The organism is uncultured Sphaerochaeta sp. (genome assembly GCF_963676625.2).
Lineage (GTDB): Bacteria > Spirochaetota > Spirochaetia > Sphaerochaetales > Sphaerochaetaceae > Sphaerochaeta.
Genome location: NZ_CAXXYB010000013.1, coordinates 85635 through 97130, shown reverse-complemented (window position 1 = coordinate 97130; position 11496 = coordinate 85635). Strand labels below are relative to the sequence as shown.

7 protein-coding genes are annotated in these 11496 nt (G+C 45.3%); 5 read left to right on the top strand and 2 right to left on the bottom strand.

All coding sequences use genetic code 11. The features are described 5' to 3' along the window. The first annotated feature begins 83 nt into the window (after nt 1–83). From ACHZBG_RS16835 to ACHZBG_RS16825, 3 genes are all read left to right on the top strand, one after another. The gene (locus ACHZBG_RS16835) at nt 84–992 is read left to right on the top strand and encodes a sugar ABC transporter permease (protein WP_320130626.1); all 909 of its coding nucleotides are present in this window, start codon (nt 84–86) and stop codon (nt 990–992) included. After that, nucleotides 992–1831 carry a carbohydrate ABC transporter permease gene (locus tag ACHZBG_RS16830; RefSeq protein ID WP_320130625.1) on the top strand — a complete coding sequence of 280 codons (840 nt, stop codon included), beginning with the start codon at nt 992–994 and terminating at the stop codon, nt 1829–1831. Before ACHZBG_RS16835 ends, ACHZBG_RS16830 begins: the two co-directional genes overlap by 1 nt. Before the next feature lie 115 nt (nt 1832–1946). Further along, nucleotides 1947–3311 carry an ABC transporter substrate-binding protein gene (locus ACHZBG_RS16825; RefSeq protein WP_320130624.1) on the top strand — a complete coding sequence of 455 codons (1365 nt, stop codon included), beginning with the start codon at nt 1947–1949 and terminating at the stop codon, nt 3309–3311. 168 nt (nt 3312–3479) lie between these two features. Here ACHZBG_RS16825 and ACHZBG_RS16820 read toward each other — a convergent pair whose 3' ends face one another. Then, nucleotides 3480–4706, bottom strand: coding sequence for a pyridoxal-phosphate dependent enzyme (locus ACHZBG_RS16820; RefSeq protein ID WP_320130623.1), 1227 nt, complete (start codon nt 4704–4706; stop codon nt 3480–3482). A 59-nt stretch (nt 4707–4765) separates the two neighbouring features. Beyond that, entirely contained in the window at nt 4766–6232 is a 1467-nt protein-coding gene (locus ACHZBG_RS16815; protein WP_320130622.1) for a pyridoxal-phosphate dependent enzyme, read from the bottom strand. Nucleotides 6233–6886: 654 nt separating this feature from the next. Here ACHZBG_RS16815 and ygfK point away from each other — a divergent pair. Together ygfK and ssnA are read left to right on the top strand one after the other, a co-directional pair. After that, the gene (gene ygfK / locus ACHZBG_RS16810) at nt 6887–10162 is read left to right on the top strand and encodes a putative selenate reductase subunit YgfK (RefSeq protein ID WP_320130621.1); all 3276 of its coding nucleotides are present in this window, start codon (nt 6887–6889) and stop codon (nt 10160–10162) included. A gap of 10 nt (nt 10163–10172) precedes the next feature. Beyond that, nucleotides 10173–11495: a putative aminohydrolase SsnA gene (gene ssnA, locus ACHZBG_RS16805; protein WP_320130620.1), complete on the top strand. Its 1323-nt coding sequence runs from the start codon at nt 10173–10175 to the stop codon at nt 11493–11495. Nucleotide 11496: the final 1 nt, after the last annotated feature.

The following is an 11496-nucleotide window of genomic DNA, read 5'->3' as shown; positions in this document are numbered from 1 at the left end:
TTCCCAATGAAACGAATAGGTCGACCCCAAAAGGGTTTTTATGATCTTGCCGGAAAAAAACAACCAACTGATTGGAGTGCCTAATGAAAGTATCCAAAAAAATACGGATTGCATCTCTTGGGAAGAAAAGTATCTTGAACATATCTGAACCTTACTTGTTCTTACTTCCCGCTCTCACTGTTTTTGCCCTGTTTCTGTATTATCCCTTTATTCGTACAATGTATCTCAGTGCCTTTTTGACCAACAAAGTAGGCAAGCCAAAGATCTTTGCCGCATTCACGGCGAATGATAATTATCTTGCTCTGTTCAGGGATCCTTCATTCTGGGCAAGCATTGTCGTAACGTTTCAATTTGTTATTATCGTAGCACTTGGAGGGTTGATTATCGGCTTGACCACGAGTCTCCTTACAGAAAAGAAATATTTTGGGTCCAGTATAACGGCAGCAGTGTATGCCATGCCTATTGCAATAGCTTCCGCAGCTGCTTCCATGTCTTTCAAGATGATACTGCATCCGACCATTGGGTTGCTAAATTCCTTGATGGGCACCCAAATCAATTTCACTGGGGATTCTCATTATGCGCTGGCCGCAGTGGCGGGAATGACAATTTGGCTTACCAGTGGCATCAACTTCATTTTTATCAGTGCCGGACTTCGCGGAGTTCCTGCAGAACTGTACGACAGCGCCTCCGTAGATGGCGCGGGATATTGGAAAAAAGTTTTCAATGTCACCTTGCCGAGTATATCCCCTACATTGTTCTTCCAAGTGATCATAAATGTCATCGGAGCCTTTCAGTCCTTCAGCCAGATTAAGTTATTGACTGAAGGAGGCCCGGGGGATGCTACCAATGTTATGGTATGGTCAATATACAAAGATGCTTTCAGAAACTTTAGGTTCGGGTCAGCCGCAGCACGATCGATCATCCTTTTTTTGATAGTGCTTACCATTACGGTTATTCAGTTTAGATTCGAGAAGAGGAGTGTAAACTACTGATGCGAATAAAAACCATACAAAGAAAAAGATTGCAAAATGCAGGGCGTTTTGTATTGAATATTCCTCTTATGCTGATAATTTTGGTTCCTTTGCTGTATACGCTATCCATATCGGTAATGCCGGCTGACGAAATATACAGTAACCATCTTTTCCCGACTTCAGTCAATTTTATCAATTACATCCAGGCGTTCGTTAACCCCTATTATAACTTTCTGAGGATGATTTTTAATTCCTTTATCGTATCGACGGTCGTTATGCTAGGACAGATGGCTACCTGTTCGCTGGCAGCGTTTGCTTTTTCCTTCCTTGAATTCAAGGGAAAGAAAATATTGTTCATATGCGTTCTAGCCACGATGATGGTTCCCGGTGAGGTCACCATAATCGCAAATTACCTGACTATGGCCCAGTGGGGCTGGTTGGATACCTATCAGGCTTTGATTTTTCCCTATCTAACCAGTGCAATGGGAATCTTTCTGTTGAGACAGTATTATCTTACATTTGCGAAGGAATTATACGAAGCGGCCAAGCTCGATGGTTGTTCCAATTTACGTTTCTTGGCAAGTATTGTCCTGCCGCTTTCACGGCCGGCTCTCGGAGCCTTGGGCGCATACGTGTTCCTCAATACTTGGAATCAGTATATGTGGCCATTGTTGGTCACTAATTCGCGTGATTACCGTACTGTGCAGATAGGTATATCAATGTTGTATGACATTGATGCACAGTCCCTAGGCCTGATGATGGCAGGAGTTGTAATCGTAATTGTCCCATCCTTGAGTATTTTCGTTTTCATGAACAAGCAATTGATCAACGGCCTGATGGCAGGGGCAGTGAAAGGATAGTCCTTGGAGGAAGGGCTATTATGCTCTACCCCAGAGAACCTGCCGGTTGATTGAGATATTGGCAAAAGAACGAGTTTTACGTTCTTTTGGAATTATGTACGAGGAGGAGAGAAAAATGAAGAATGGAAAAGTGAAGAAAGTCCTTTGCTTGCTTCTGGTTGGTGTCTTTTTAGTTGGAACCTGTTTCGCCAATGGTGCCGCAGAGACAAGCAAGAGTGCTCCTGTAAAGGCTGCTGGACCTCAGGAAATTACGTTCTGGCATGCAATGGGAGGAGTGAACGGTGAAGCCATGGTCTCCATGGTGGATGAATTCAACAAGCAAAATGAGGGCAAGATACACGTAAATTACGAGTTTCAGGGCACTTATGATGATGAATTTTCCAAAATCCAGGCTGCTGGGGGAAATTATCCCTGTGATATCGTCCAAGTCTATGATATCGGAACTCGTTATATGATCGATTCTGGCTGGATAGTCCCAGTGCAGAAATACATTGCGAAAGACAACTACGATATCAGCCAGCTTGAACCTAATATTGCTGCTTATTACACAGTGGACGGAACTCTGTATTCCATGCCGTTCAACAGTTCCACTCCTGTTCTGTACTATAATAAGACGGCATTCAAGGAAGCAGGAATCACTACAGTCCCGACTTGTTTCGAAGATATCTATGCTATGGCAAGCAAGCTGAAGATTGTCAATTCCGACGGAAGCGTCCAACGCTATGGCTTCGGGATGGGTAACTATGGATGGTTCTTCGAGCAGTGGATCGGAAAGATGGGAAAGAACTATGTAAACAATAACAACGGACGTGGCAAAAATTACGCTACGGCAGTTGATTTTGACGCTAATGGTGGTGGTTTGCAAATTGTCAATGTTTGGAACAAGGTACTCAAGGAAGGAATTGCACCATATCTCAACCAAGGTAACAATGATGCCAAGGCAGCTTTTATTTCAGGAAATACCTGCATGGTACTCGAATCCACGGCAGCTTTGAAATCCTTGCTCCAGAACGTTGGGGACAAGTTTGAGATTGGCGTTGCTTACTTCCCTTCGATCAACCGCAATGATGTCGGTGGTGTCTCTGTTGGTGGTGGTTCAATGTGGATGATGAATACCGGCAACGAAGCAAAGATGGATGCTACCTGGGAGTTCCTGAAATTCATGATTTCCCCCGATATGCAGGCCATGTGGAATGCAAAGACCGGCTATTTCCCTGTAACTGTTGCTGCTGCCAATACTGCGACCTTCAAGGAGAATATTGCAAAGTATCCTCAATTCCAGGTTGCTCTTGACCAGTTGCACAGTTCTTCCCCGAAATATGCGGGAGCTTTGCTCAGCGTCTTTGCCGAATCACGTCAGATTGTACAGGACTATATTGCTCGTCTTGCCAACAATGAACTGACTTCACAGGCAACTGTGGATGGAATGGCCAAGGATATCAACAAGTCCATCACTAGTTATAACCTGGTCAATTATTGATTTGAAAAGACATGCCAACTAGAGTAATGGCTGGCATGTCACAAAATGACAAAAGGATGCCGAGATATATTGCGGCATCCTTTTTGAATCTACCGTTCTTGATGTAATTTATATAGAAACAGGCAGGGATCTTGAATCTCTGCCTGTTTTATGAATCGTCTTCAGTCACTATTTCTCGAAGTATTTGATAACTGCTTCCTTGCTATTTTCGATTGCTTCAGGAATTGAGACTCTTCCGGCAAAAGCAGCCATATCCTTGAATCCTGTTCCGGTAAGGAGTGTGCAGACGCTGACTTCCTTGCCAAACTTTTCAAGAAGCATCTTACTGTCCTTGACTACTCCTGCCCAGGCGCAAGCGGCTGCAGGTTCCACGAATATGCCTGCTTCCCTGGTCAGCTCAAGTTGAGCCTCGAAAATCTCGGTATCCTCGACTTCTGTGGCCCAACCCTTGCATTCCTTGATGTAACGCACGGCCATGCGTCCGTTTGCAGGACTCTCGACGCTAATGCTGTCCGCTCGGGTTGTGGCATTTTCCAAACATTTGAATTCACCAGTCTTCCAAGCCTGGCTGATGGCATTGCTTTGTTTGCTTTGCACACAGACAATATGGGGCAGCTTCTCGATTATCCCTGCTTCCAGAAGGTCCTGGAAACCTTTGAATACCCCTGCATAGATACAACCATCGCCAACAGGTACGTACACAACATCAGGGACTTTCCTTCCCATTTGTTCGAACAATTCGATGGAGATGCTCTTCTTTCCCTCTATAGTCATCGGGTTGTACGCGGTATTGCGGTTGATTCCCCCAAAACGTTCAGTATAGGCAATCGAAAGGGCAAAGGCATCATCATAGGTTCCCTTGACGGGAACCACTGTTGCCCCATAGAGGACACTTTGCATCAATTTGTTGATCGGGGCCGTAGCAGGGACAAACAGGATGATATCCAATCCATAGGCCGCCCCTGCACAACTCATGGCTGCGCCTGCGTTACCGGTCGAGGCCAAGGCAATGCGATTTTCTCCATGGGCAATGGCCTGGGCTGCAATCAACTGGCTGGCACGATCCTTGAATGAACCCGAGGGTAGGGCACTGTCAAGTTTGCATGTCAGGTTCTTGATTCCATATTTCTTGCAAAGGCGAGCAGGCGTAGCCAAGGGAGTTCCCCCAACTGGATATACTTGTGGAGTAGGTATGGTATAAGGAAAGAAATCATACATATCCACATGATCCTTTTTTGCCAAGGCTTGCAGATCGTCTTTGTTGAGCCTGACAATCAGGTTGCCCTTGGGAAACGTAGATCCGTCATTGAGTCTGGAACAATCGGGACACTGGTAGAGCACCTCTTCCGATTCAAAGGTCTTGCCACAATCGCAACATTCATAGGTAAACCGCATATTTCCTCCAAGATAAAAAATGCCGGACGATTAAGCCCGGCATTTTTGTAAAAGCGATATTATTTCGCCAAGACTTCCTTGTTGAACGCCTTGATCATCTCATCAATCTGATCTGCCAGGGCGGGAATCTGTTTCCAGTAGTCTTTGTCGTACCACTGGGCATTGATCTCTTCGTAGGTCTTGCCCTGCTGTTCAACCCAAGTATAGTACTTGAGGTTATGAACACGAAGCCTGTCGTAGTAGTTCAATTCAACGGCATTCTCGATACCTTGGTGGTGGAGACAAGCAGCCAAAGTGCGTGCAGCAGCCAGCTCATCGAACTTGCCCTGAAGGTCTTCCTGCTCCTTGATACGTGAGGTATACATGGCGGAACTATCGGTAAGGACGGTGAAGATTACATCATCTTCGTCCATTTCGTAGTATTTGGCCATTTTGATTGCGCCAAGGAAGTTGCCGATACCACTGATTCCGTACAACGGGAGGTTTGCGATATCTTCATCATGAACACCAATTTCCTTGAGGTATTTGATACCGGCGCTTTCATTGAACAAGCGATAGACATCCATGCAGTCCTGATCATCGATGGCAAGGACCATATCGGTGTTCTTTACATTATGGATCCAAGGAACATGTTTATCGCCGATACCCTCGATTCTGTGACCACCGAAACCATTGCGTAGCAAGGTCGGGCACTGCAGGGCTTCTGCCGCACCAATCTTGATTCCAGGATAGTTTTCCTTCAGTAAGTCGCCAGCTGCCAAAGTTCCGCCTGAACCGGTAGCAGATACATAACCACGAACATTTTCAGCTTTGATACCCAATTTGTGAAGTACTTCAAGCATGGCCCCACCGGTTACCGTATAGTGCCAGAGATAGTTTGCAAATTGGTCGAACTGATTGAAAATGACGATGTGCTTGCCGCGTTCTGCGTCGAGCTCATGGCATTTGTCGAAAATTTCCTTGACGTTTGATTCACATCCTGGAGTTGCAATAACTTCACCAGCGACAGATTTAAGCCAGTTGAAACGTTCCTTGCTCATTTCTGCAGGAAGGATTGCAATGGATTTGCAAGCCAGCAAAGCACTGTTGTAGGCACCCCCACGGCAATAGTTGCCGGTGGATGGCCATACGGCCTCTTGGTCGACTGAATCGAAGTTACCTGAAACGAGTGCAGGAGCGAGACAAGCGTAGGTTGCGCCTACTTTATGTGCGCCTGTAGGAAACCATTTGCCGACAAGGGCAAGGATGTGTGCCTTGCAACCGGTGATTTCGCGAGGAACCTCAATATAGTTTACTCCACAGAATTCACCGCCCTTTTCAACTGGTTCATTATGCCAGGTAATCCTAAAAAGATTGACCGGGTCAATATCCCATAAGCCGGTATGCGCGAGCTTGGCCTTGATTTCCTCTGGTACGGTGGAAGGGTCCACCATTTGCTTGAAAGTAGGAAGGACAATACCTTTTTCCCTACAGCGGTTAATGTTCTTTTTCCTTATTTCAGGGTTGACATTCAAATTGATCAACATGTCTTTTCCTCCATGTGGCTACTAGGATGCATATTTCGATTAATCAAGTATACAGTAATGGATTAAAATGTAAAGAGAAAAATTCGTGAAAGTTAGATTTATGCATAAGTAATTGCGCTAATAATCAGTAAATAGTGAAAATATTATGGTAAAGTGAGATTTGTTTTGATACATCACTGTATTTCTGCTGACTTTTATTGCACATAGGGCTACTATAAAGACAGTAGAAATAAAGGTTTTTAAAAATGCTGAAGATTCTTCTTGGCTTTGTTATAGAGGGCTAGGCTGTCAGAATTTTGTTGTAATGCATGGAAAGGACTGAGAGTAATTGATCCTGTATAAGCTGTATGGGACCTGTTTGATTTGGTTGTTTGTCAACAGTGAGACTGGTAGTCGTGTCCGTATCTTCTGGAAAATGAGGTTTTGTATTGGAATATTGCTGTATTTGTTAATAATATTTTTTGGTTTTGTAGTATCCAATAAAATATATAGTAGAATTTATGATGTACAGTAAATTAGATTTTATTTATAGGTATTAAAAAATTCAATTGTTGTTGCAAAATGTTGCAAAAGCAATTGACTTCTCTTGAATCTGCATTAGAATAGAAAAGGTCAGGCCCTTGTGCCCCTAGACACCTTTTTGAAGGAGAGAGTATGGCAGACATTATGCGCCCGGTTCCGTTCTCGGAACTTCTCACCCGTATTGTTGGAGAATATCGTAACCATCATTCAATTTTCGGACTTGCCGAAGAACAGTTTTATATGGACAAAGGCAAACATGGCATGCAAGTATTCGGTCAACAGTGCTCAACTGCCTGTGGCCCGGCAGCCGGTCCTCATACCCAATTAGCCCAGAATATCATTACCAGTTATCTTTCTGGTGGAAGATTCATTGAATTGAAGACTGTTCAGATCATGGATGCCCTGGAGATTGAGAAACCTTGTATCGATGCCCGTGATGAAGGCTACAACGTAGAGTGGTCGTCAGAATTCTCTTTGCGTAAATCCTGGGATGAATATGCCAAGGCCTGGATTATCCTGCACGTACTTGAAGCTTTGCATCACAAAGGAAAATTCGAAAAACCTTCCTTTATTTTCAATATGTCCGTGGGATATAACTTGGAGGGAATCAAGACCGAGAAGATGCAGCAATTCATTGATTCCATGCTTGATGCCCATAAGGACTCCCGTTTCCAGGAATACCTCGATGAACTGGAGGCCATGCTCGAAGAGGGCCTTTTCGATGGTTCTCCTTGGGATGGGTTGGAAAAGAAACTCAAGGGACTGTCCTCCAAGATCAGCGCCAATATCAGCCCCTCAACGACTATCAGTACCATGCATGGTTGTCCTCCGAAGGAAATTGAGGCAATTTGTACCTATATGCTCAAGGAAAAGAAGATTGATACCTTCGTAAAACTCAATCCGACCTTGCTTGGATATGATGCAGTGCGCAATATCATGGATACCCTTGGTTTTGATTATATTGGACTTACCCGTGAGAATTTTGAGCATGATCTGCAATATGATGATGCCTTGGCCATGCTTCACCGCTTGGTATCTCTTGCTAAAAAAGAAGGCAAGGGATTTGGTGTAAAGCTTACCAATACACTGGGGACGGTCAATGACCAAGGCCAGCTTCCCGGTGCCGAGATGTATATGTCAGGTCGTTCCCTATTGCCTATCTCCACCACTGTTGCCAGTAAACTGAGCAAGGAATTTGGTGGAAAACTCCCCATTTCCTATAGTGGTGGTGCCAATGCCCTTACTATCCAGGCCCTTTTTGAAACCGGAATCAGGCCCATCACCCTTGCAACCGATATGCTCAAGCCAGGTGGCTATTCCAGACTTAACCAGATTGTCACCATTCTGGAAAAGAGCGATGCCTGGGATATGCAGTCCATTGATGTTGCAAAGCTGGAACAGCTTTCAAAGGATGCTTGCAATGGCAAATATTCGGTAACGGAAAAGAAATTCAGGGGAACTGACAGCATAAAGATCGGGCAGGCATTGCCTCTGTTCGATTGCTATGTTGCCCCTTGCCAGATTGCCTGTCCCATTCATCAGGATGTTCCTGAATATGTCCAACTGGTCGGTGAGGGACGATACGCCGATGCCTTGGCTCTTATTTACGACAAGAATGCCCTTCCCGCGATTACCTCCAATATTTGTGATCATCAGTGTGAACTTCATTGCACACGAATGGATTATGAAGGTGCAATCAAGATTCGTGAAATGAAAAAGATTGCAGTGGAAAATGGATTTGACGAATTCAAGGCGAGCTGGGAAGGCCCCACGGAAAAGAGCGAGATAAAGGCTGCCGTCATTGGCGCCGGTCCTGCTGGTCTTTCTGCATCTTTCTTTCTTGCCCGCAGTGGTTTCGATACCTCTGTCTTTGAACGTGAGGAAAATGCCGGTGGCGTAATTCGTCATGTCATCCCAGGGTTCCGTATTCCTGTTGAAGCTATTGAAAGTGATATTTCCTTTATCAAGGCCCATGGTGTTGATTTCCACTTTTCGGCAAAACCCGAGGATATTACGGTAAAAGCCCTGAAGGAAAACGGTTATTCCTATGTTTTCTATGCAATAGGAAGTGAAAAGGATAACGATATCCCTCTTATCGGAGGAGATACCTCAAGGGTTCTTCATTCACTGTCCTTCCTTGCCTCCTATCGTAAGGATCCTACTTCGGTAACCCTTGGCAAGAACGTGGTGGTGGTCGGAGGCGGCAATACCGCCATGGACAGTGCCCGTGCCGCATTCAGGGTTCCCGGAGTGGAAAAAGTCACCGTAGTATATCGCAGGACAGAAAAAGAGATGCCTGCTGATCTGGAAGAGTTTGACCTTGCAAAGAAAGAACGGGTTGAATTCCTGTTCCTCTCCAATCCGGAATCTTTTGAAGGAAACATCTTGACTGTCCGTAAGATGAAACTCGGGGAAAAGGATGGCTCAGGTCGTTGTCGTCCAGTTTCTACCGACGAGACCTTTACTTTGGTTGCTGACTCAATGATTACCGCGATAGGCGAGCATGCCGATGGTGAGGCCCTTGGTTGGTATGGTCTTCCCGTAAATGAAAAAGGTTGGCCGAAAGTCGACAGCAAAACCCTTGAATCAGAAATTGAAGGGGTATATGCCATCGGTGATGTGCAAAGTGGCCCCTCCACTGTTGTCCGTTGTATAGCCAGTGCCCGTACGGCAGTGGAAGCCTGCATTGACAAGGTGCTTGGCCCAGTTGATGACAATGAGGATGACGATGACGAGGATTGTTGCTGTGGCCATGACCATGGAGAGGATCATGAATGCACGTGCGGGCATGACCATGACCATGGGGATGACTGTTGTTGCGATGATGACGATGAGGAAGATGACGATGACGAAATGACTCCTGAGGAGCTCGAAAATCTTGCTACTGAGGAAAACGCCTATTTTGCTCTCATCAATGCAAAAAAGAGTCTGATTATGTCTTCAATGACAGAAGGGGACAAGAAATTTGCCCAGACAGAGGCCATGCGTTGCCTCGAGTGTTCCTACCTCTGCAATAAATGTGTCGATGTCTGTCCCAATAGGGCAAATGTCGCTATTGATGTGCGTAATACGGGAGTATTTGACAATCCCTTCCAGATTCTTCACCTCGATGCCTATTGCAACGAATGCGGTAACTGCGAAACCTTCTGTCCTTGGGACGGCGGTCCGTATAAAAAGAAATTTACTCTCTTTAGCAGAATGGATGATTTTGAGAATTCCACTAATGAAGGATTTTATGCCGATAATGGGGAAATCATAATTCGACTTGATGGCAAAATCTACAATTGTTCAATGGATGGAGATGGTATTTTGGTGGGCGACGAGGAAGGCGTGACTGATGAAGTCGCTGCCCTCATTGAAGAAGTATATACATCCTATGCATATCTGCTTGGTATCGTAGAAGACTAAGGAGCGTATCATGTCAACGATCGTAATCAAGAATACCCGTGTCATGCAGACCATGCCTCCCTTTGCTGTAACAGAGGATGTAGATGTCGTCATTTCCGATGGCATCATCCTCTCAGTGGGAAAGAATGCAGGAGATGGTGTCAAGGCAGACAAGGTAATACAGGCAAAAGGCAAGACGGTCATTCCCGGAAATGTTTGTGGTCATCACCACTATTATTCAGGACTCTCCAGGGGAATGCTGATTAGTGCAGGTCCTCAGACTGATTTTATTCAGGTACTGAAGGAATGGTGGTGGCGTCTTGACCGTGGGTTGGATGAGGAGGCCTGTTATTATAGTTCCCTCATTTGTTCCCTCGATGCCATCAAGGCAGGGACCACCACCTGTATTGACCACCATGCAAGTCCCAACTATATCAAAGGTTCACTCGATACCATCGCCAATGGCATGGAAGAGGTTGGGGTACGCGGAACTACCTGCTATGAGGTGACTGATCGCAATTTTGGAATGAAGGAAGTCGAGGCAGGAGTGGCGGAAAATATCTCTTTTGCAAAATCCAGCAAGAGAAGAAAGCTCGTTCGTGGAATGATCGGAGGGCATGCCCCTTTCACGATTCCTGATGAAGGGCTTCGTATGATGTCAGAGGCAATGCAGGAAACCGGATCGGGACTTCATCTTCATGTTGCCGAGGATAAATATGATGTTGTATATTCTCATCACCATTACAATAAGGATATCATAGACCGCCTTGATTTCTTTGGATTGCTTACTCCCAATTCCTTGCTGGTCCATGGGCTTTGGCTCAATGAAAAGGAAATTGCCAAGATTAACGAACAGGGTTGTTTCTTTGCGCACAATGCAAGGAGCAACATGAACAATAATGTAGGGTACTGCAAACATATCCAGGATGTGGATAACCTTATCATTGGTACCGATGGTTGTGGCGGAAATATGTTTGAGGAACTCAAGATTGCCTTTTTCAAGCATAAGGATCAGGGAGGATCTTGGTGGCCGGGAGATTATCTGACGGCTCTTTCCCGAGGCAACAAGCTGGTTGAAAAATATTTCGATGGCAATTTTGGAAGAGTCGAAGCAGGCTATAAGGCTGATTTGGCAATCCTTGACTACCAGAACCCTACTCCTCTGGTAGCGGATAATGCTGCAGCACATTTTGTTTGGGGTATGAGTAGCAATTGCGTGGAAAGTGTTATCGTTGATGGGAAACTTGTCATGGAAAACCATGCTTTTCCTGGCCTCGATACAGCGGAAATCTACGCCAAGGCAGCTGAAGTTGCCCAACGCGTATGGAAAAAAGTTGATAAAATCGCTCCCTGAG

Coding starts and splice junctions, on each gene's coding strand:
- ACHZBG_RS16825 (WP_320130624.1), top strand. CDS start 1,947: ATGAAGAATGGAAAAGTGAAGAAAGTCCTTTGCTTGCTTCTGGTTGGT.
- ygfK (WP_320130621.1), top strand. CDS start 6,887: ATGGCAGACATTATGCGCCCGGTTCCGTTCTCGGAACTTCTCACCCGT.
- ACHZBG_RS16835 (WP_320130626.1), top strand. CDS start 84: ATGAAAGTATCCAAAAAAATACGGATTGCATCTCTTGGGAAGAAAAGT.
- ACHZBG_RS16820 (WP_320130623.1), bottom strand. CDS start 4,706: ATGCGGTTTACCTATGAATGTTGCGATTGTGGCAAGACCTTTGAATCG.
- ACHZBG_RS16830 (WP_320130625.1), top strand. CDS start 992: ATGCGAATAAAAACCATACAAAGAAAAAGATTGCAAAATGCAGGGCGT.
- ssnA (WP_320130620.1), top strand. CDS start 10,173: ATGTCAACGATCGTAATCAAGAATACCCGTGTCATGCAGACCATGCCT.
- ACHZBG_RS16815 (WP_320130622.1), bottom strand. CDS start 6,232: ATGTTGATCAATTTGAATGTCAACCCTGAAATAAGGAAAAAGAACATT.